The 21,556-nt window shown below is 30.3% G+C and carries 26 protein-coding genes; 6 read left to right on the plus strand and 20 right to left on the minus strand.

Going from position 1 to position 21,556, the window contains the following annotated elements; all coding sequences use genetic code 11:
• Positions 1-20: 20 nt before the first annotated feature.
• From ACQ65T_RS02265 to ACQ65T_RS02355, 19 genes are all read right to left on the minus strand, one after another.
• The gene (locus ACQ65T_RS02265; protein ID WP_430399482.1) at positions 21-788 is read right to left on the minus strand and encodes a DUF4292 domain-containing protein; all 768 of its coding nucleotides are present in this window, start codon (positions 786-788) and stop codon (positions 21-23) included.
• Positions 788-2,140: a tetratricopeptide repeat protein gene (locus ACQ65T_RS02270; protein WP_430399483.1), complete on the minus strand. Its 1,353-nt coding sequence runs from the start codon at positions 2,138-2,140 to the stop codon at positions 788-790. The genes ACQ65T_RS02265 and ACQ65T_RS02270 overlap by 1 nt, the downstream gene beginning before the upstream one ends.
• Positions 2,141-2,145: 5 nt before the next feature.
• The gene (locus tag ACQ65T_RS02275; RefSeq protein ID WP_430399484.1) at positions 2,146-3,159 is read right to left on the minus strand and encodes a sugar phosphate nucleotidyltransferase; all 1,014 of its coding nucleotides are present in this window, start codon (positions 3,157-3,159) and stop codon (positions 2,146-2,148) included.
• 16 nt (positions 3,160-3,175) lie between these two features.
• A complete protein-coding gene (gene dut / locus ACQ65T_RS02280; protein WP_430399485.1) occupies positions 3,176-3,610 on the minus strand; it encodes a dUTP diphosphatase in 435 nt (144 codons plus the stop codon).
• Entirely contained in the window at positions 3,610-5,061 is a 1,452-nt protein-coding gene (locus ACQ65T_RS02285; RefSeq protein WP_430399486.1) for a lipopolysaccharide biosynthesis protein, read from the minus strand. Before ACQ65T_RS02285 ends, dut begins: the two co-directional genes overlap by 1 nt.
• A 28-nt stretch (positions 5,062-5,089) precedes the next feature.
• Positions 5,090-5,578: a hypothetical protein gene (locus tag ACQ65T_RS02290; protein WP_430399487.1), complete on the minus strand. Its 489-nt coding sequence runs from the start codon at positions 5,576-5,578 to the stop codon at positions 5,090-5,092.
• Positions 5,579-5,678: 100 nt separating this feature from the next.
• Complete coding sequence (gene atpG, locus ACQ65T_RS02295) at positions 5,679-6,536, minus strand: ATP synthase F1 subunit gamma (protein ID WP_430399488.1); 858 nt, start codon at positions 6,534-6,536, stop codon at positions 5,679-5,681.
• Between the two features lie 79 nt (positions 6,537-6,615).
• Positions 6,616-8,190 carry a F0F1 ATP synthase subunit alpha gene (gene atpA, locus ACQ65T_RS02300; RefSeq protein ID WP_430399489.1) on the minus strand — a complete coding sequence of 525 codons (1,575 nt, stop codon included), beginning with the start codon at positions 8,188-8,190 and terminating at the stop codon, positions 6,616-6,618.
• 43 nt (positions 8,191-8,233) lie between these two features.
• Positions 8,234-8,767, minus strand: a complete 534-nt coding sequence (gene atpH, locus ACQ65T_RS02305) for an ATP synthase F1 subunit delta (RefSeq protein WP_430399490.1) — start codon at positions 8,765-8,767, stop codon at positions 8,234-8,236.
• 5 nt (positions 8,768-8,772) lie between these two features.
• Entirely contained in the window at positions 8,773-9,264 is a 492-nt protein-coding gene (locus ACQ65T_RS02310) for a F0F1 ATP synthase subunit B (protein ID WP_430399491.1), read from the minus strand.
• 71 nt (positions 9,265-9,335) lie between these two features.
• A complete protein-coding gene (atpE, locus tag ACQ65T_RS02315; RefSeq protein WP_320815916.1) occupies positions 9,336-9,536 on the minus strand; it encodes an ATP synthase F0 subunit C in 201 nt (66 codons plus the stop codon).
• A 40-nt stretch (positions 9,537-9,576) separates the two neighbouring features.
• Entirely contained in the window at positions 9,577-10,617 is a 1,041-nt protein-coding gene (gene atpB / locus ACQ65T_RS02320; RefSeq protein WP_430401306.1) for a F0F1 ATP synthase subunit A, read from the minus strand.
• Positions 10,618-10,773: 156 nt separating this feature from the next.
• Positions 10,774-11,154 (minus strand): hypothetical protein, encoded by a 381-nt coding sequence (locus ACQ65T_RS02325; protein ID WP_430399492.1) that lies wholly within the window; start codon positions 11,152-11,154, stop codon positions 10,774-10,776.
• A complete protein-coding gene (locus ACQ65T_RS02330) occupies positions 11,144-11,365 on the minus strand; it encodes an AtpZ/AtpI family protein (RefSeq protein WP_430399493.1) in 222 nt (73 codons plus the stop codon). The genes ACQ65T_RS02325 and ACQ65T_RS02330 overlap by 11 nt, the downstream gene beginning before the upstream one ends.
• Positions 11,340-11,735: a bactofilin family protein gene (locus ACQ65T_RS02335; protein ID WP_430399494.1), complete on the minus strand. Its 396-nt coding sequence runs from the start codon at positions 11,733-11,735 to the stop codon at positions 11,340-11,342. The genes ACQ65T_RS02330 and ACQ65T_RS02335 overlap by 26 nt, the downstream gene beginning before the upstream one ends.
• Positions 11,736-11,755: 20 nt before the next feature.
• Positions 11,756-14,377 (minus strand): gliding motility protein, encoded by a 2,622-nt coding sequence (locus tag ACQ65T_RS02340; RefSeq protein ID WP_430399495.1) that lies wholly within the window; start codon positions 14,375-14,377, stop codon positions 11,756-11,758.
• Between the two features lie 103 nt (positions 14,378-14,480).
• Positions 14,481-15,146, minus strand: a complete 666-nt coding sequence (locus ACQ65T_RS02345; protein ID WP_430399496.1) for an aspartate kinase — start codon at positions 15,144-15,146, stop codon at positions 14,481-14,483.
• A gap of 52 nt (positions 15,147-15,198) precedes the next feature.
• Positions 15,199-15,558: a YraN family protein gene (locus ACQ65T_RS02350; protein WP_430399497.1), complete on the minus strand. Its 360-nt coding sequence runs from the start codon at positions 15,556-15,558 to the stop codon at positions 15,199-15,201.
• A gap of 59 nt (positions 15,559-15,617) precedes the next feature.
• A complete protein-coding gene (locus ACQ65T_RS02355) occupies positions 15,618-16,514 on the minus strand; it encodes a S66 peptidase family protein (protein ID WP_430401308.1) in 897 nt (298 codons plus the stop codon).
• Positions 16,515-16,673: 159 nt separating this feature from the next.
• On the opposite strand from ACQ65T_RS02355, the gene metG reads away from it, so the two are divergent.
• Positions 16,674-18,737: a methionine--tRNA ligase gene (gene metG, locus ACQ65T_RS02360; RefSeq protein WP_430399498.1), complete on the plus strand. Its 2,064-nt coding sequence runs from the start codon at positions 16,674-16,676 to the stop codon at positions 18,735-18,737.
• Between the two features lies 1 nt (position 18,738).
• Entirely contained in the window at positions 18,739-19,428 is a 690-nt protein-coding gene (locus tag ACQ65T_RS02365) for an HAD family hydrolase (RefSeq protein ID WP_430399499.1), read from the plus strand.
• A gap of 42 nt (positions 19,429-19,470) precedes the next feature.
• Here the strand turns inward: ACQ65T_RS02365 and ACQ65T_RS02370 are convergent, their stop codons facing one another.
• Positions 19,471-19,794, minus strand: a complete 324-nt coding sequence (locus ACQ65T_RS02370) for a single-stranded DNA-binding protein (protein WP_264559813.1) — start codon at positions 19,792-19,794, stop codon at positions 19,471-19,473.
• Positions 19,795-19,993: 199 nt separating this feature from the next.
• Here ACQ65T_RS02370 and ACQ65T_RS02375 point away from each other — a divergent pair, with 199 nt between their 5' ends.
• The 4 genes from ACQ65T_RS02375 to ACQ65T_RS02390 are packed head-to-tail and all read left to right on the plus strand — an operon-like array spanning position 19,994 to position 21,555.
• Positions 19,994-20,491 (plus strand): DUF6265 family protein, encoded by a 498-nt coding sequence (locus tag ACQ65T_RS02375; protein ID WP_430399500.1) that lies wholly within the window; start codon positions 19,994-19,996, stop codon positions 20,489-20,491.
• Positions 20,492-20,914 carry a hypothetical protein gene (locus ACQ65T_RS02380; protein ID WP_430399501.1) on the plus strand — a complete coding sequence of 141 codons (423 nt, stop codon included), beginning with the start codon at positions 20,492-20,494 and terminating at the stop codon, positions 20,912-20,914. It abuts the gene before it with no gap.
• Positions 20,901-21,212: a hypothetical protein gene (locus ACQ65T_RS02385; RefSeq protein WP_430399502.1), complete on the plus strand. Its 312-nt coding sequence runs from the start codon at positions 20,901-20,903 to the stop codon at positions 21,210-21,212. Before ACQ65T_RS02380 ends, ACQ65T_RS02385 begins: the two co-directional genes overlap by 14 nt.
• Positions 21,205-21,555 carry a hypothetical protein gene (locus ACQ65T_RS02390; RefSeq protein WP_264559816.1) on the plus strand — a complete coding sequence of 117 codons (351 nt, stop codon included), beginning with the start codon at positions 21,205-21,207 and terminating at the stop codon, positions 21,553-21,555. The genes ACQ65T_RS02385 and ACQ65T_RS02390 overlap by 8 nt, the downstream gene beginning before the upstream one ends.
• The last annotated feature ends 1 nt before the right edge of the window (position 21,556 follow it).

The raw sequence follows: 21,556 nt of genomic DNA on the forward strand, positions 1-21,556 counted from the left end.
GATAATATAGTTTTGAAATTTTAATTAACATTTATTTGATCATAACTACTTGGTATTGAAAAAGGATAACTCAAATTTTCATTAAAAATTATATTTTTATACTCTAAATCAATAAAAACAGTTTCTTTTTGATGCGCTTTTATATTAATTTCATTCGGCAAAAATACATTATTTTGCTTCTTATGAGAAGGATAATAAATTTCTAATTTCCTGTTTTCTTGCTCTTGAAAAATAGTCTCTTTTTTTAACAAAAAATTTCCGCCTTCAAAACTAAAAACTTTTGAAGTATTACTTTTCTTTTTTTCTGTTAATTGATACAGTTCTTTTTCAATTTTAGCAATATACTTCTCTTTAGTTAAATCGTCAATTGCGTTTCCAGTTAATAAATTTTGCACTTTATTAAAATCGAGCTCTGTTCCAAGCCAATTACTTAACAAACTAAAATCGCCCTCAAAATAAGTGTTATTAATTTTCTCATAATAACTTACTTTTTCAGGAGTAATTAATGCTTTAGCGACTGGAAAGCCGAGTAATTTTACATTAATCCAAATTATTTCATCTTTTTTAATACGAATATCAGCAGTTACAGAATGTGATTGTTTATCGTCTTTATACTTTGCGTTTGCTCTAATGTTTAGAGTTGAAAAGTTTTTTTCATTCTCGTAATGACCCGAAATAATTTTTGCTGCAGCCAATGATTCATTTGCTGCTGACTCTAAAACAGATTGTTTTGATTTACAAGAAACCAAAAAGAACAATCCTATAAAAACAATAATTATTTTTTTCATTACTTGAAATTCTTTTGAATAAGTTCTGCTTTAGAACGGTATATTTTTTCCTTTGTTGTATTGTTCTCCTTTTTAAAAGATTCTGCCAAAAGTAAATAGAACTGATTTTCTAAAACTGCATCTTCAATAATAAATTCTAAACCCATTTCAAGTTGGCTAATAGCGGCTTTTGTATTATTCAAATTATAATTTGCTAAGCCCGCGTAAAAATACAATTTGGAAAATGTAGGAAATAAGTCGATGTAATTTGTTGCTATCTTTTTAACATCTTCAAACTTTTCTAATGTGCTTTCAACTTCTAATAAAAGTAAAACAGACTCAATATCATTTGGCTCGTTTTGAATACCTTTCTTTAAATATAGTTCAGTCTTTAAATATTCCTTTTTATTATAAAAAAACTTTCCAATTTCTTTTGGAACATTTATAATGTTGTCATTTGCAAAATAACTAACTGCTTCCTCTAAGTCCTTATCGTGCTCATTAGTATTAACTGTAACAATTAAAAATTCATTTAGAATTCTATGTTTTATTCTTAAATCAATATTCTTGTTATTAAAAACCTTAAACATTGATTTTTTAGCATTGCTAACCTCATTATTTACTAAATAAAACTTAAATAAACTTACATGTGCCCAATCGGAGTTTGGAATTTCTTTTGCTAATTCTTTTGCAACTTCAAAGGCTTTCTCTTCTTGGTTACTTGTTGAATATAGCATCATTAAATCAATATAATTTTGCTCTACTTTTGGGTTTTTTCGAATTAAATTTTCAAGTTCTTTAACTTCTGGCTTAGAATTAGCATTTGACGATTGAATTTTTAATTTATAATATTCCATGGATTGGCTTAAAACTGAAGTACTCTCCATTTCGTTTAATAGATTCAATGCTTTATCGTGCTGATTAGTATACATATATAAAGAAACCAAATCTTCACTCATATTAGGATCAAATGAGATTAGCTTTTGAACAATTGGAATAGACTTTAAAAAATCCTTTGTCTGATAATATACATCGTATAAACTGTTTAAATACCACCTTTCATTTGGGTTCAATTCAATTGCTTTTTTAAAAGCATTTTCTGCTTCAAGGTATTGTTTTAAGTCCAGGTGGTTTTTCCCTAACTCATGATAAAAAACAGGATTAGTATTATCTTTTTCAATGCATTTTTGAATAGCAACAATTGCTTTGTCATAATTTTCAATTCCGCGTTGTTTTAGCGCTTTGTAAAAATTATTTTCAACTTCATTTTCTACAAGAGCAATGTCGTCTGGATTGATCTGTCCATAAATAACTTGTTGATTACTCAAAGTAACCAACAAGAAAAAAAATGCTATTGTTTTAAAGTGTTTCAAATTATTTATTCTAATACTGAGTAATCTCCAATACTTATACTTGTGAAGTCTCCATCGAAAGTAGCATGGTTACCAATCATTGCATTGTTTAATTTAGCGTTTCTTATATGTGCATGTGTTTGCACTAAACTATTTTGAATTTTTGTATTAGTTAGATGTGTTGCATTTCCTAATGAAACGTTTGGCCCTACAATAGAGTTTATTAAAACAACATTTTCCCCTATGTAACAAGGTGGAATAATCGTTGAATTTTGAATTCTAACAGTTTCAGCCACCATTGTTTCTTCAGCATCATCAAGAAGAAACTTCAACATTCTAGAGTTGGTGTCAACTGTAACATCTTTATTTCCGCAATCCATCCATTCATCTACTTTACCAGGAACAAATTTCATGCCTTTTTCCATCATTTGTTTAATACCATCGTTAATTTGATATTCTCCTCCATGAATAATATTATTATCAATTACCAATTGCAATTCGTTTTTCAACACGGCAACATCTTTAAAGTAGTAAATTCCAATAACAGCTAAATCTGAAACAAATTCTTGTGGTTTTTCAACTAATTCTATTATTTCACCGTTATCGTTTAAATTTACTACACCAAAAGCTTCTGGTTCGTCTACTTGTTTAACCCAAATAACACTATCGGCAGTTGTATCTAAGTCAAAATCTGCACGAATTAATGTATCTGCATAGGCTATTACTGCAGGTCCAGAAAGAGAATCTTTTGCACACATAATAGCATGACCTGTTCCTAATGCTTCATTTTGGTAATAAATTGTTCCTTTTGCACCTAACTTTTCAGCAATTGCAATTAAATCCTTCTCTACTTGTTTTCCGAAACTTTCGTGAATGATAAAAGCAACTTCATCAATATCTTGATTTAAAACTCCTGCAATATCTTCTACTAATCGGTGAACAATTGGTTTACCAGCAACTGGAATTAATGGTTTAGGAATTGTTAATGTATGTGGACGAAGACGTGATCCACGTCCTGCCATTGGCACTATTATTTTCATATTCTATTTTGTTAAATTACTTTACTCCTGTACTTCCAAAACCGCCTTCTCCACGTGACGTTTCAGATAATTCTTCCACCTGAATCCATTCTGCGCGTTCGTGTTTTGCAATTACTAACTGCGCTACTCTTTCTCCGCTTTCAATGGTAAAATCTTCGTTTGAAAGATTAACTAAAATTACACCTATTTCTCCACGATAATCGGCATCGACTGTTCCTGGAGAATTTAAAACTGTAATTCCTTTTTTGGCAGCTAGACCACTTCTCGGTCGAACTTGCGCTTCAAAGCCAATTGGTAATTCAATGAAAAGTCCGGTTTTAACAATGGCTCTTTCTAATGGTTTTAACACAATTGATTCAGTAATATTTGCACGTAAATCCATTCCTGCCGAAGCAATAGTTTCGTAGTTTGGCAATTCGTGTGACGATTTATTTATAATTTTAATTTGCATTATTTACGTTTTAAAATTCTTGAGAAAAGTTGTTGTTCGTTTCGATATACAAAGTAAACAAAAATTAATAAACTAGCTATTCCAAAAACATAGGTTTCTCTTAAAATTGGTATGTAAAAAGAAAGCATACTTAATAGAACCGAAAGTCCTAAATAGAAACCAATTTTCTTTTTATCATAAGGAATAGGATAATTTATTTGTCCCAGTTTATATGAAATTATCATCATTATTCCATAAGCTAAAATGGTTGCTATTGCAGAGCCCATAAAACCGATATAAGGAATTAGAATATAATTGAACAACAATGTTACTAAAGCACCTACAATTGAAATATAAGCCCCGATTTTCGTTTTGTCTATTAACTTATACCAAACAGAAAGATTGGTATAAATACCTAAGAAAAAGTTAGCAATTACAATTAAAGGAACAATATTCATTGCAATCCAATATTCTTCTCTAGGCACTAAAAAAACTTTTAACACATCGGCAAAAACAATTACTCCAAGCGACATAAACGAACCAAATATTACAAAATACTTTGTAATTTCGGCATACGTTTGTGGTGCATTTTTGTTTTTTGCATGACTAAAAAAGAATGGTTCAATTCCAAGTGTATAAGCTGTTCTAAATAACACCATAAACATTCCTATTTTATAACAAGCCGAATAAGCGCCAATATGAGCCAAATCAACATGCATCCATTCTAATAAAATTTTATCAAAATGTTCATTGATTGCAAATGCTATTCCGGCAATTAAAATTGGGAAACCGTAATGCATCATTTTTTTCCAAAGCACCACATCAAATTGCCACTTCAATTTAAAATAATCAGGAAGCAGCATTAATAACGTAAATAAACTTGCTATTACATTAGAAACAAATATGTAACCAATTTGGAAATTTTCGAAGTAAATACCTTCTAACAAAGAATTGTTTTGAGCCCATTTTGGCAAAAAAACCAAAAAGAAAAAATTTAACGACAAATTAATAACTACGTTACCAATTTTAATAACTGCATATTTTATTGGCCTTCCTTCGGCTCTTAATTTTGAAAATGGAATGATTACTAAAGCATCTAAAGTCAAAATTAAAATAGTGTAGAAAATATAATCTACATTCTTGTTTGACCAATGAGCAATATCTTCTTTAAAAAACATTGAAATTCCAAAAAAAAGAAGTGTTGAAGCCAATAAAGAAATCATCGAAGTAGTAATTACTTTATCTTTTTTATCTTCGGAGTTATAGAAACGAAAAAATGCAGTTTCCATTCCGTAAGAAAGCACTACGTTGAAAAAAACCAAGTAAGAAAAAATAATTGAGACCTCTCCGTATTCACTTGAAGGCATGTAGTCTGTATACAACCTTACTAGAAGAAAACTCAGCATCCTAGGCAATACTGTCGCAATGCCATAAATAGCTGTTTGATTTAGAAGCTTTTTATATGAACTCAAAGTTTTTTTATTTAAGAAACAAAAATAGTTATTCTGTAGGTTTTCTCATAGAAGGATAAGCAATCATTTCTCTTTCTTCTACATTTTCTATAATTTTAGAATACATTTTACCTTCTTTACTAAAAAATAAAATTGCTTGTTTCTCTTTTAAGTTAATTTTTGGTTTACTAACAACTGTTTCTTCCTCAGCATCTGTAACTTCAATATTTATTGTTTTTAGCTTATTCTGACCCGTATCAATCCTTGCTACATAACTTAACTCATTCGTTTTTTCAAAAGAAGCTTCATAGGTTTTAAATTGAATTTTCTCCAAAACAAGATCTTCTTCAAATGGCGAATTCAGATTAACAAAAACATTTATTCCGGCTCCGCCACCTCTAACACCAGCAACCCAAGCTTGAGAATAAACTTCTTTAATTTGAGTTTGATCTTCTAATTTTTGAATATCTGTCTTTGAACTTCCACATGAAAGCAAAACAATACTAAGAAAAAAAGTAATTAATTTAGAAACTATCATTATAAAAATATTTTAGTTAAATGTACAAATTATATAACAAAAAAAGAGCCAAACTAAGTTTGGCTCTTTTTTTGTAAAAACGACTAAGCAAATGCTTCGTCTAATTGTTCAATGCTTCAGCACCACCAACAATTTCTAGAATTTCTCCGGTAATTGCAGCTTGACGTGCTTTGTTGTATGTCAATTTCAATTGATTTCTTAATTCTGTTGCATTATCAGTTGCTTTGTGCATAGCTGTCATACGAGCTCCATGTTCAGAAGCAAAAGAATCGCGAATTGATTTGTATAATTGAGTTTTTAAAGACTTAGGAATTAAAGTCAATACAATTTCTTCTTTAGATGGCTCAAAAATATAATCTGAAGAAACAACTTCACCTCCAGTAATAGGAGCTAATGGCAAAAACTGTTCGGTTTTCACTATTTGAGTTGCAGCGTTTTTAAAGTGATTGTATACAATATGAATTTTATCATAATCACCTGCAACAAATTTATCCATTAAAAGTTGAGCAACTTCAGAAACATTTTCAAATGATAAATCATCAAAGATTGAATTATTATTATCAACTATAGTGTTTGTTTTCTTTAAAACATCATTTCCTTTTTTACCAATAGCAAAAACATCAACTTGTTTTCCAGAATATGAACCAGATAAATTTCTAACTTCTTTAATTACATTAGAATTAAATGCACCACACAAACCTCTATTTGAAGTAATTGCCACAATTAAAACTTTATTAACTTCTCTTTGCTCAGCAAATGCTCCACCAGTATCTCCTTCAAGAGTAGCACTTAAATTTTGCAATAATTCAGTTAATTTTTCGGCATAAGGGCGCATTGCTGTAATAGCATCTTGAGCTTTTTTAAGCTTTGCGGCAGAAACCATTTTCATTGCCGATGTTATTTGCATCGTAGATGAAACGGAACCTATTCTATTTCTAATTTCCTTTAAATTTGCCATTCTATATAGGTGTTTGGTTATAGGCTTTAGGTGATTGGTATAAACTATTACCTTTCACCTAAAACTAATTACCTAAAAATTAATATTTTGCAGAAACTTCTTTAGCAGCTTTTTCTAAAACATCAGTAATTTCATCTGTGAATTTACCAGCTTTTAATCCGTCTAAAGTATCTCTATGTTTAGCATTTAAATAATCAATGAAATCTCTTTCAAATTCTTTAACACTCGTTACAGGTACATTTCTTAACAAGTTTTTAGAACCTGCATATATAATTGCAACCTGATCTTCTACTGTATAAGGATCATTTACTGCCTGCTTTAAAATTTCAACATTACGTTTTCCTTTTTCAATTACGTTCATAGTAACCGCATCTAAATCTGATCCAAATTTAGCAAACGCTTCTAATTCACGGTATTGAGCTTGGTCTAATTTTAAAGTACCAGCTACTTTTTTCATTGATTTAATTTGTGCATTACCCCCAACACGAGATACAGAAATACCAACGTTAATTGCAGGACGTACACCTGAGTTAAATAAATCTCCATCCAAGAAGATTTGTCCGTCAGTAATCGAAATTACGTTTGTTGGAATATAAGCAGAAACGTCACCAGCTTGCGTTTCAATAATTGGTAAAGCTGTTAACGAACCTCCTCCTCTAACGATTGGACGTAAAGATTCTGGTAAATCATTCATGTCTTTAGCAATATCGTCATCAGCAATAACTTTTGCAGCTCTTTCTAATAATCTAGAGTGAAGATAGAAAACGTCTCCAGGGTAAGCTTCACGTCCTGGCGGTCTTCTTAATAATAACGATACTTCACGGTAAGCAACTGCTTGCTTAGATAAATCATCATAAATAATTAATGCAGGACGACCTGTATCACGGAAATACTCACCAATAGAAGCTCCAGCAAATGGCGCATAAACTTGCATTGCTGCAGGGTCAGATGCATTTGCAGCAACAATAACTGTATAAGCCATTGCTCCTTTTTCCTCTAATGTTTTTGCAATTGCAGCAACTGTAGATGCTTTTTGCCCTACTGCTACATATATACAGAATACTGGTTTCCCAGCATCATAAAATTCTTTTTGATTTAAAATGGTATCAATACAAACAGTAGTTTTACCTGTTTGACGGTCACCAATAACCAATTCACGTTGTCCTCTACCAACAGGAATCATAGCATCGATAGCTTTAATACCTGTTTGTAATGGTTCAGTTACTGGTTGACGGAAGATAACTCCAGGAGCTTTTCTTTCTAATGGCATTTCATATAAATCACCACCAATTGGTCCTTTACCATCAATAGGGTTTCCTAACGTATCTAAAACACGACCAACAACTTGCTCACCAACTTTAAGAGAAGCAATACGTTGAGTTCTTTTAACATTAGAACCTTCTCTAATACCTGTAGAAGGACCTAATAATACTACACCAACATTGTCTTCCTCTAAGTTAAGAACGATAGCTTCTAACCCGTTATCGAATTGTACTAACTCACCATATTGAGCGTTAGATAATCCGTGAACACGTGCGATTCCATCTCCAACTTGAAGTACTGTTCCAACTTCCTCTAATGAAGTACCAGATTGAAAACCTGATAATTGCTTTTTTAAGATTGCTGATATTTCAGCAGGTTTAATTTCAGCCATTTTAATTTATAATTTAAACACTCGCTGAGTGCGTTGACTATTATTAATTACTAAATTCTTGTTTTAATGACTGTAACTTACTCGCTACAGATGCATTGAATTGTTTATCCCCTATTCTCAATACAAATCCACCAATAATTGAAGGGTCGACAACATTTTGAATAGTAATAGTTTTATTTGAAAACTCTTTTATTTTTGCTAGCACTTTACTTTCTAAATCAGGTGAAATTGGAAATGCAGTAGTAACTATTGCCGTTTCAATTCCATTTAACTCATCAAATAAAGCGTTATATTCTGAAGCAATTGCATGTAAAATTTCAAATCTTTTATTTTCTAAAAGCAATTGAAATAAACTTTTTGTTTCATTTTGTGCTGAAGCAAAAACTTCTAGTAAAGCATTTAGCTTAACATTACCAATAACTGTAGGATTCAATAAAAAACCTTTCAATTCTTTACTTTCCTTCACAGCTGCACTAATAGACAACATATCGTTATTAACGCTTGTTGTATTATTATTTGCTTTTGCAATATCAAGAATAGCCTTAGCATATCGAATAGCCGCTCTAGTTCCTGCCATAATGCTTAGTTTAATTTTGCTTCACCTAACATTTTCTCAACCAATTTAGATTGAGCTTCAGTGTTAGTTAATTCTTCTTTTAATAATTTTTCTGCAATCTCAATTGAAAGTGAAGAAACTTGATTCTTAATTTCAGCCATTGCAGCATTTTTTTCAGATTCAATAGAAGCTTTAGCTTGAGAAATCATTTTTTCTCCTTGCGCTTGTGCTTCTCCTTTAGCATCTGCAATCATTTTGTCTTTTAACTCGCGAGCTTCTTTTATCATTGCATCTCTTTCTGCTCTAGCTTCAGCTAATAATTTTTCGTTGTCCGCTTGAAGATTTAGCAAATCTTTTTTAGCATTTTCAGCAGAAAGAAGAGCATCGTTAATTGATTGTTCTCTAGTCTTAACAGCTTCTAAAATTGGCTTCCATGCAAACTTTTTTAATAATATAAAAAAGACTACGAAAATTATAGTTGTCCAAAAAATTAAACTTTCAGGTGAAGTGAAATTCATAATATATAATTTATTTGTTTGTTTGTTTTAAAAAATCTTCTCACAACCAACCGTTGTGAGAAGATAATTAATTACTTAGCGATTAAAGCAACTACTACCGCGAAAAGTGCAACACCCTCGATAAGAGCAGCAGCAATAATCATTGCTGTTTGAATTTTTGAAGCAACCTCAGGTTGTCTTGCCATAGCGTCCATTGCAGAACCACCAATTTTTCCAATTCCGATTCCTGCTCCAATAACAGCTAATCCAGCACCGATTCCAGCTAATACCATAATAAAATATTTATATAGTTAATAATTAATAAAACTCAATTTAATGATGATCGTGCTCTTCAACAGCCTGACCAATAAACAATGCTGATAATAATGTAAATACATAAGCCTGTAAAACCGCAACTAACATCTCTAAAACACTCATAAATAATACAAATGCACCAGAAACAGGCGAAATCCAAACTGTTTTAAATATATAAATCAACGAAATTAAACTCAAAATAATAATATGACCAGCAGTAATATTCGCAAATAAACGAATCATTAATGCAAATGGTTTTGTCAACATCCCAATAATTTCCACAGGAATCATTATAGGGTATAAAGCCTTAGGTACTGGCGGCATAAAAATATGAGACCAGTAGTCTTTCTTAGCACTTAAAGTTGTAACTATAAAAGTAATAAAAGCTAAAACAAAAGTGAAATATATGTTTCCTGTTAAGTTAGAACTAAATGGAAAGAAAGGAATTAAGCCTATTAAATTATTTACCCAGATAAAGAAGAATATAGTCAATAAATAAGGCATATATTTTGCATAGTTCTTATCACCTATATTTGGCCTAGCTATATCATCTCTAACAAACAAAACAAGTGGCTCAAGAAAACCAGCCAATCCTTTTGGAGCCATCTTATTTTTATTATAAGAACGAGCTGCCATAATAAACAATAATAAAATAAGAAACACGGACAATATCATTGAAAAAGCATTCTTAGTAATTGAAAAGTTTAATGGTCTTTCTGCAAAGTTAAAACCATTCATCATTCCAGATTTTTGCTCATCTGTTAGCGAAGAAAATTTGTCTGCATAATAAATTACTTCATTGTACTTTACAAATTTTTGCCCATTAACTTCAACTTGATGCTCGCCAGTATTATCGTGATGAAAAATAGATGAAGAAAAAATTTCTAAACCACTTTCTGTCCATAAAATAATTGGTAATGGCATAGAAATCGCATGACCATTCCAATCAGCAATATGAAAATCATGAGCATCGCCAATATGGGAATTTATTAATTCCGTTGGACTAAATTCTTTTCCTTCTTCAGCACCATGACTAGCAAAACTAGTATTTGCAACCATTAATATGGCAATACAAAAAACGAACTTTAAGGCCTTTCCGAATATCTTCATAACTACATTTAGTTAAAAACAGTGTTTTAAAATTTTTTGCAAAGGTACATTATAATTCATAATAACGAAATTAATTCAAAAAAAAATAACTCCAAATTACATTCATCAATTCTTTTTATTCAATAGCCGAACAACAACAATGCTTTCAATTATTAAAAAAATAAAATAAGCTGAAAAAAAGCTCAATGTATCAGGAATTTTATTTGAAAAATCCGAATCTACTAAAGGCAATAAATAAACCACAGAAACTGCCATTTTTATTATCCCTACGGCAAGAAATGCATACCCAACTTTATCATTAAATTTTAAATTTATTACAAAAAGAATAAAAAGAGAAACTAAGGTTAGAACAAAGTTGAAAAAATAGATTTCTTCAATAGAATTATATAAAACAATTTCTTTTGTTGCTAAATAGTTTATAGCTCCGAAAAAAATTCCTAGAATTAATGTTAAAAAAATTGAAGCAAAGTAACTTTTAATCATCATTTTTATCTTGAATGGCTTTGACTTGCCTGTAAACATTATAAAGAGCTATTCCTATAGAAACTAAAGAAATTAAAACTACAAACAAAGGAGACAATTCCAACATGTCATCTAAATAATTACCAAAAAAAACTCCAGCAAAAATTATTACACCCATTTGAAAGGGAATATTAATTAGGCTCAACCACTTATGCGAGTTTTTCTTTTTGGTCATCGGTTGGAATAGCTTTTAAATTACTTTTCATTTCGCAAGTTGCTTCAAAAACCGCTCCTGGCTCTACAGACAACTTACCAACCATTACTTCACCTTTTATTTTTGCAGTAGATTTTACTCCTAATAATTCTGAAGCCTCAAGTTTTCCCGAAAATTTTCCTTCGATATCAATATTAACACATTTAATATCACCTTGCACTTCTCCTGTTGGACCAATTACCAATTTAGAAGTAGATTCGTAATTCCCTATTAATATTCCATCAAGCCTAAAATCAGTTTTAGAACTAATATCTCCCTTAATTACTGTTCCCTGTACAATTCTATTTGTTTGCCCTAATTGACTTGTATCTTTCTTAGTTTTATCAAACATAATATAATGGTATTTTAATTTTATTGTTTATTTAATAATAACCAATCGTTAAAATTCTTTTTAAACTGAATTACTTTATAATCTTCAGAAGAAATAAGATAGGCTTTGTCTTTAATTTTATAATCTTTATATTCTTTCAACACACTCAAAACAGACTGTGCGTTTTCTTTATTTTTAAACCCATGAACTACAATCATATCATTATCTAAAGTATAAAGATCCGTTGAAACTTTTAAAAGCACGCTATTTCTGTCTTTTATGTATTTATTAATTTTTTCAATAAGCATTTTAGAATCTTCTTTTAAAGGATAGTCCTTAACAAAAATAAGCTTCCAAGTTGTTGGCTCAATTTTTCCTAATTCAAAAGCTTCAAGTTTAGGAATATCATTTTGCAATAAGCTTTCGGCTTGTTTACCTTCTAATTCGTCTGGATAAGTCAATGCAACAAAGTTTAATGCTTTTTTATAGCTTTCTACCCCTTCTAATCTGGCAATGATATTTGCTTTTAAGAGCTCAAACTTTGGCAATGATTCGTCCCCAAAAAACTGGTCTATTCTTAAAAGAACTTCTTCATAAGAATCTCTAACCGCATTGTCTTGAAAAAGTTTATACAAGTTGTAGTATACTTTATCAGGGCTATCATTATCAGTTAACTCAACCGATGGGTTTTGAAGAATTTGAGCGTATCTGCTTTCTGGATACTCGGAAATTATTTGATTCTTATAAAATTCTGCTTTACTTGACTTTAAAATTTCATAAATTTTAAAAAGGTTATACTTTGCTGGCAAAACAAGTCTTTCCTCAGGATTATTTTTAAGCAACTGCTCTAATCGTGAAGCAGCCAATTCATACTCTTTAAACTTTTCTTTGTAAATAACTCCTAACTGATAATAAGCAAAGTTTCTACTTTTAGACAAACTATCTATAACCAATTGAGAAATAGGCAATTTAGAAGTATAAAACTCAACCGTATATTTCTCTTCAACTTCAGTAGACAAAGAATCGTTCTCAATTACAACATCTGAAATATCATTAGTTGAAAAATCAATATCCTTATTTGATGATAGTCGCCAATTTTTTTTCAATTCTCTTTTCCCCCACTTTGCTTCAAACTCTTTTTTCCCATAACTAACAGTTACTGGATTGTAAAAATAAAAATTACTTGCTTCGCCACCTACAGAAACTGGAGGCAACATTCCTGAATTTCCAATTGGAGGTGAAATAGAAGATGGATTTGGATTAAACTTTCCTGGCTGACCACCTGGCTTTACAGCGTTGTTAGCTGCTATATTAGCTTCAATCTCTGCTTTTTCAGCCTCTTTTTTAGCTTTTAACTCGTCAGCTGTTTTAAGTTCTTCAATATACTTTTGAAAATATGCAGTCTTTTGAGAATCACTCATTGCAACTAAACTTAAAATACTATCGTTTTCTAGTGCAATAGTTTCATATTTAATTACATCTACTAAATTGAGTCTTTTCTTTTTGTATTTTCTATATTCTCTAGTACCCTCTTTTAATCTTATCAGAGTACTATCGTAATACTTTCCTGCAATTTTATATTGAGCATCTTTAAAATAAATCTCGCCAATATTTCTATAATTTGAAGAAATCAAATATTCATCTTGGCCAAACGAGCGTATGGATTTATTGTAAAAATTTTCAGCATTTTTTGGTTTGCTATTTTTATCATAAAAAACGCCCATTTGATGATACAAAATATCTAAAAAAGGTCTGTTTTCTCTATCTTCAATTAATTTTGTAAATTTCTCTACAAACGCCAAAGTATCACCGTTTTTATAATCAAACTGTTGCGCTTGTTTAGCGTGAGCTTGAATAACATATCTTCGTGGTGATCTCCTTTTTAAATCTATTACATCTTGAAAAGCTACAAAAGCACTGTCATTATATTCAAACGACTCATAAAGCTGACCAAGAATAAAAGAATAACGAGCCTTCTCTTCGTTATTCTTAGTTTCTAACTTTGCTATTTTCATAGTTGCTATTGCACTATCATTAGCCCCTATATTTCTGTAAGCCTGACTTAATATAGCATTTGCATCTGCTAAGTCTTGACCTTGTATATCCTTTTTTTCTAATAGCTTTTTTAAGTTTTTTATTGCGCCTTCATTATTTTCAAGTCGAATATTAACTTTTTCTCGCCAAACCTTAGCGTGATAAATTTTATCACTTTGAGGATATTTATACAGAATATAATTCAATGCTTCTAAAGAAGGGATAAATCTATTTTCATAATAACGCGCTTTTGCTAAAAGCAAATAAGCTTCATCCATTTGAGGGTTTTTTTCTGTACCGCCAATGTTCATTGAATGCTTTTGAATGGCTTTTACAGCCTTTTCTTCCGCTCTAGTAAAATTTGGATTTTTGGTTTGGCCCGGCAGGAAATTTTCTTCTTTTTCTTGCATTCTTTCGACTGGAAGAATTTCCCAAAAATTATCTTTAAATGTAACTTTTAAGTTTTCTAGTCCAGAATCAAGCGCTAAATTACCATTATATAAAACATTATATTCGGTAGTTACTGCATGGAAATTTCTGTTAATAAATTTATCTTTCTTAACAGAACAAGCCAATATAAAAAGCATTAACCCTAATGTTAATGCGTATTTTAAATGTTTAGTCTTCAAATTAAAACGTTTTTAATCTTAAACTAAAATTTACTGCTTTTAGTATAAGAATGGTAAAAATACGTTTCTTTTTTTGATGCAGAAAAAAATAGCCTTTTTTTTACTATTCTTGAATGGTTTTTAAACTTTTTATAACCTTAAAAGCAATGTCAATTTGATCATCACTTACAACAATTGTAAATTCGTTAGTAGTTGAAATAACTTCATGAATAACTATTCCTTCCCAAGCTAATTTTTGAAAAATAAAATAATAAACTCCAGGCACCGAAATATTATCTTGAGGTAATTTCACAGTTATGGAAGATAAATTATCTAATTTTAAAGTACTTTTTTCATGATTAAAGAAATTTTCAACCAAATGAGAATATGAAGTACTAATGATAATATTTAATTCGTTTACACCTCTTGATGAAGTATAAAAAACATCTTTGTGGTTTTGTATTTCTGAAATTAATTTCCCCTGATTTTCTAATAAAGTATCTGAAATTACGAATGCAAAATCCGACAATGAAGATCTAACTGTTATTTCTCCAATATTGGTTAAAACCTTAGATATTTTTCTATTTATTTTAAAATCCAACTCCTCAGAAAGCCTTTTTAAAGACATAACAATTGCTCCCTGCTTAATGTCTTTTCCTAATTCTTTTTCAAGCTCAGGAACCATTATTCGTGCTAGTGAAGTCAGGTTAATAATACCTTGAGCCAAAGAATTTAATAAAAATGGTTTTGACTTAATGTAGTTTTCTACAACAGAAGAAATTGTTTTCATAAAAAAAATTTTGGCAAATATACAAAAAGAAACAAATTGTTATATATATAACTTAAAAATAATAAAAAGCTTCTTTAATATGTTCAATGTTAAATTTCGAAACTTCTTTATGAATTGCAATTATGTCAAACCTTACTTCCACATCCAATTCATTGACTGTTACATATTCATTAATTGCTTTAACTAATAATTGTATTTTTTTGGGGTTCACAAAATCTTGAGGCAAACCAAATTCAATACTCGAACGCGTTTTAACTTCAATTGCGGCCAAAATATTTTCTTTTTGAGCAATGATGTCGATCTCTGCTTTTTGAAAAACCCAATTGGTTTCTAAAATTTGATATCCTTTATTTTGAAGGAATTCAACAGCTAATTCTTCACCAAGCTTTCCTAAATCGTTATGTTCAGCCATTATTCTAAAGTATTCAGTTGTCAGTTTTTAGTAATCAGTATCTTTTTTAGCGAAAATTATTACTTGAATTTTAAAATTACTACTTTATCATTAACTTCAAAATCAACTTGTTTACCCAAAATCAGGGTTCGATTGTCTTTCATGTGGCCAGCTGGAAAATCAAATGCAATTGGAATATTATATTGTGAAGCAATTGCGGTAATAATTTGGACAGCATTTTGTCCAAAAGGAATTTCATTGTCATGCATATCAGTCATTCCGCCAACAATTAAGCCCATTAAACCATCAAAATAATCGTTACGCTTCATGTTTTGCATCATACGATCTACATGATAAAGATACTCATCTAAATCTTCTATGTAAAGAATTTTACCTTTTGTTTCTAATGATGATTTCGAACCAAATAAACTATATAAAATAGACAAATTCCCACCAACCAATTCGCCAGACGCCTTTCCTTTTACATTATAAGAAACAGATGGAATTGTATATTCTATAGGCTCTCCAAAAAGCGCTTTTCTTAAAGTTTCTTTAACTTCATCAGGTGCTTTTGGAACCGTAAAAGGCATTATAGAATGCAAAGTTGCAATGCGTTGAACATTAACATGACTATGCAGAACCGTAACATCACTAAAACCCATAATCCATTTAGGATGCTTTTTGAATTTTGTAAAATCTAACATGTCAATAATTCTAACCGTCCCATAACCGCCACGAGCGCACCAAATTGCTTTTACATTATCATCGTCCATTAAATCTTGTAAATCGGCAGCACGTTCAGCATCTGTTCCGCCTAGTTGACAACTATCTAAACCAATAGTATTTCCTAGTTTTATTTTTAAACCCCAAGATTCTAATAATTCTTTAGCAGGAATGGCATCTTCAGGAAAAAATTTACGAGCAGTACAAACAAGAGCGATCGTATCGCCTTTTTTTAAATAAGGAGGAATTTTCATTTTCTTTTGGGAATATGAATTTAATGAAACAAAAAGCACCAATACAAAACCGATATATTTCATATTTGTAAAAGTTTAACCCAAAAATACATAAATTAGAAACAAAAATTCGCCATTTCATTTGTAAAGAATTATTTTTGCATCAAATTTCAATGTATTATGATTAAAAATCCTAAAAGATATACAATTACTGCTGCTTTGCCTTATACAAATGGCCCTATTCATATTGGTCATTTAGCTGGTGTTTATGTTCCTTCCGATATTTATGCACGTTACCTTCGCATGCAAGGAAAAGATGTTGCTTTTATGTGTGGAAGTGATGAGCATGGAGTTGCTATTTCGATGAAAGCAAAAAAAGAAGGCATCACACCTCAGCAAGTAATTGATAAATACGACGGAATTATTCGTCAGTCTTTTATTGATTTCGGAATTTCTTTTGATAATTACTCAAGAACTTCATCTAAAATTCATCATGATACAGCTCAAGAATTTTTTAAAAAATTATACGATAACGGCGATTTTATTGAAGAAGTTACCGAGCAATTATACGATGCTAAAGCAAATCAATTTTTAGCAGATCGTTTTGTAATTGGAACTTGTCCAAAATGTGACAATCCAGAAGCTTACGGAGATCAATGTGAAAAATGTGGCTCTACTTTAAACGCAACGGATTTAATTAATCCAAAATCTACAATAACTGGAGAAACTCCAATTATGAAATCTACTAAACACTGGTTTTTACCTTTGAATAGATATGAAGATTTCTTAAAAGAATGGATTTTAGAAGGTCATAAAAACGACTGGAAACCTAATGTTTACGGACAAGTAAAATCATGGATTGATGGTGGTTTAGAGCCAAGAGCCGTAACACGTGATTTAGATTGGGGAATTGATGTTCCTGTAGAAGGTGCCGAAGGAAAAAAACTATACGTTTGGTTTGATGCTCCCATTGGATACATTTCTGCAACTAAAGAATGGGCAACAAGAGAAGGAAAAGATTGGGAACCATATTGGAAAGATGAAGAAACGAAACTAGTTCACTTCATTGGAAAAGATAATATTGTTTTCCATTGTATTATTTTTCCAGCCATGCTTAAAGCTGAGGGAAGTTATATTTTACCAGATAATGTTCCGGCAAACGAATTTTTAAATTTAGAAGGAAATAAACTTTCTACTTCTAAAAACTGGGCAGTTTGGTTACACGAATATTTACAAGATTTTCCTGGCAAACAAGATGCGCTACGTTACACATTAACAGCAAATGCTCCAGAAAGCAAAGACAACGATTTTACTTGGAAAGATTTTCAAGCTAGAAACAATAACGAATTGGCTTCTATTTTAGGGAATTTTGTAAATCGTGTTATTGTTCTAACGAATAAATATTACGACGGAATTGTTCCAACTCCAAATGAATTTTCTGAATTAGACGAACAAACTTTAACCGAATTAAAAGCTTATCCTGAAGTTATTGCTTCATCAATTGAACGCTATCGTTTTAGAGAAGCATTAGGCGAAATGATGAATGTTGCGCGTTTAGGAAATAAATATTTGACAGAAACTGAACCTTGGATTACAATAAAAGAAAATCCTGAAAGAGTTAAAACGCAAATGTATGTTGCCTTACAAATTACAACTGCACTAAGTGTTTTGTGCGAGCCGTTTTTACCTTTTACAGCTGATAAATTGAGAATAATGCTTAATAAAAAAGAAGATGAAATCAAATGGGCAGATATTTCAAGTAACTCCAATTTATTAGAATCAAATCATAAAATTGGTCAAGCAGAAATTTTATTTTCAAAAGTTGAAGACGAAGAAATTCAAAAACAAATAGACAAATTAGAAGCAACAAAAACAGCTAATAAAATGGAAAACACTACAGCAGAACCACAAAAAGAAACTGCCACTTTTGACGATTTTACAAAATTAGATTTACGTGTTGGAACTATTTTAGAAGCTGAAAAAATGCCTAAAGCAAATAAGCTATTGGTTTTAAAAGTTGATACAGGAATAGATGTAAGAACAATTGTTTCTGGAATTGCCGAGCATTTTTCTCCGGAAGAAGTTATTGGAAAGCGTGTCACGGTTTTAGTAAACTTGGCTCCAAGAGCATTACGTGGAGTAGAAAGTGCTGGAATGATTTTAATGACGAATTTACCTGACGGAAAATTAGTTTTCGTAAATCCAGATACTGAAGGTGTAATGAATGGAGGTTTAATTAGCTAAGATGAAAAACGCGAAAATTATTGCTTTCGACGCAGACGACACACTTTGGCACAACGAACCTTATTTCGATGAAGCACAAGCACGTTTTTGCAAACTTTTTCAAGATTTTGCTTCTAGTCAAGAAATTTTAGGACTAATTTTAAACCACCAAGTAAAAAACTTACCTATTTATGGATTTGGAATTAAAGCCTTTACGCTTTCTATGATTGAAACGGCTTTAAAAATTACCGATAATAATATTTCTGGAAAAGGAATTGAACAAATTATTACAATTGGTAAAGACTTATTGCAAAAACCGGTCGAATTAATGCCAAATGTAGAAAATGTATTGCAAGAGCTTCACGGAAATTATAAATTGGTAATGGCTACAAAAGGCGATTTGAAAGATCAACACAGAAAATTACATGATTCTGGAATTGGCCATTATTTTCATCATATTGAAGTATTAAGTGATAAAACCGAACTAGATTACGAAAAAATGCTAGGTCGCTTAGACATTAAAGCAGAAGATTTTTTAATGATAGGAAATTCTCTAAAGTCAGATGTTTTACCAATCATAAATTTAGGTGGATATGGAATTCACGTTCCGTATGCAACTACTTGGGAATATGAAAAAATAGACTTTGAAATTGAACATGAAAATTTCATAGCCTTGAATAATATTGAAGAAGTTTTAAATATTTTAAAATAAAAAAACCACGCAAATGCGTGGTTTTTTCTTTTCATCTGCTAATTACTTTCCTAATAGCAAAACTTCATTGGCAACAATTTCTGTAATGTAGCGTTTAACACCTTCTTTGTCGTCATAACTTCTTGTCGTTAGCTTCCCTTCAATTGCAAGCTCCTTACCTTTAGTAACGTATTTTTCAATAATTTCAGCTGTTTTTCCCCAAGCTGTTACGCGGTGCCATTCTGTTTTTTCTACTTTATCACCGTTGTCTTTATAATAGACTTCATTTGTAGCAATAGAAATGTTTGCTAATTTTTTTCCTCCTTCTAAGTTTTTAACTTCTGGCTCTTGTCCTACGTGTCCGATTAATTGTACTCTGTTTTTCATGGCGTGTAAATTTAAATGTTTGTGTTAATTAAAATTTGTTTTTTTGTTGAAAGCGTTCGTTCATTTCGACAGTGCAAAGATGTGGCAACAAAAAAAGGTTATTCGGTATTTATCTACTTACTTTCGGTTGTAAATGTTTGTAAGCGTTTGCAAATGGAAAATATTTTTGTATATTAGCCTTAATTATAAGACTTTACACATGAAAAATCTACGCTTCAAAAAAAGTATTTATTTCTTACTTTTTATTTGTTCAATTACAACGTTTGCACAAAACACCTTACATTATAACGATGAAAAAGGTTCGGAAAAAGCAATATTAGAGGATATTTCTTGGTTAACAGGAACTTGGAAAGGAGAAGCTTTTGGAGGTGAATTTGAAGAAAACTGGAGCAAACCAACGGGCGGCTCTATGATGTTTAACTTTAAATTAGTAGCAGAAGGAAAAGTTGTTTTTTATGAATTAGGTCATATTATTGAAAAAGACAATTCGCTTTTATATCAAATTAAACATTTTGACCAAAATTTAAAAGGTTGGGAAGAAAAAGACAAATCGGAAGATTTTAGATTCATCAAGAAAGAAAAAAACAGAATGTATTTTGACAATTTTACTTTCGAAAAAGTTTCGGATAATGAAGTAAACGTTTACGCTTATTTTGAAGAATCGAAAGAAGAAGTAGTTTTTAATTTTAAGAAGTAGATGAAAAACAAATATTTAATTTCTGTTTTATTTTTAATTATACTAAATGTTCATTCTCAAAATATAGCAGAACATTATAAAGCAGATCAATTTGAAGCGGCAATTTTTCCAAAAACTAGTGATGGTTTCACACCTAATAAAAATGAAATTTTAAAAGCTGAAAAATGTCTTAAAAGCAAATTAAAAAATTTAAAAGTCGATTTAGAAAACATAGAAAAGTATAAAAGACAATATTTTGGTCTATATGACGAAAATGAGAATGTATACCTATTAATAAATTTTTTTATTCCTAACAAAATCTTAGAAGAAATATGGTTAGATAAAAAAATAATTATAAAAGATGGTGGAAGTAACTATTGGAACATTAAATATTATATTGACACTGATGAATTAAAAGACTTAAATGTTAATGGAAATTCGTAAAAACCCAAAATTTGAAATTTATATAGATGAAAACTATTTAATTGTTAACAATGAAGATTTTAAAAAAGACAATTGTAATTATAAATTAACAGAAATCATTGATGTTGAATTGATTTTTAATGATAATCTATTTTCAAAAATAATTACATTTTTAATATCAGGATGGAAACTTCCAAAAAATTCAACAACATTAAGAATTAAACATAATAACGGTGTTAAAGAAATCATTTTAACCGATTGTAACATTAAAAAGGTTGAAAAAATATTTATTAGTTTAAAAAATAAATTAAATGAGTAAAGGATGTTTAGAATGTGGCGATAAAATTATAGGCCGAGAAGATAAAAAGTTTTGTAGCGACGGTTGCAGAAATGCGTACAACAACAAAATGAATAAAGATTCTAATAATTTAATGCGTAACATTAATAACAAATTGCGTAAAAATTATAGAATTCTCTGCGAATTGAATCCAGATGAGAAATCAAAAACAACCAAAACTAAATTATTGAGTAAAGGTTTCGATTTTGAGTTTTTTACCAGCATGTTAACAACAAAAACAGGAAATATTTATTACTTCTTATACGACCAAGGTTACCGACAATTAGAAGATGATTTTTTTATGTTAGTTAAAAAAGTTAGCTAAG

Origin of the sequence: Flavobacterium sp. (genome assembly GCF_965284515.1) — a bacterium.
In the GTDB taxonomy this organism is placed as follows: Bacteria; Bacteroidota; Bacteroidia; order Flavobacteriales; family Flavobacteriaceae; genus Flavobacterium.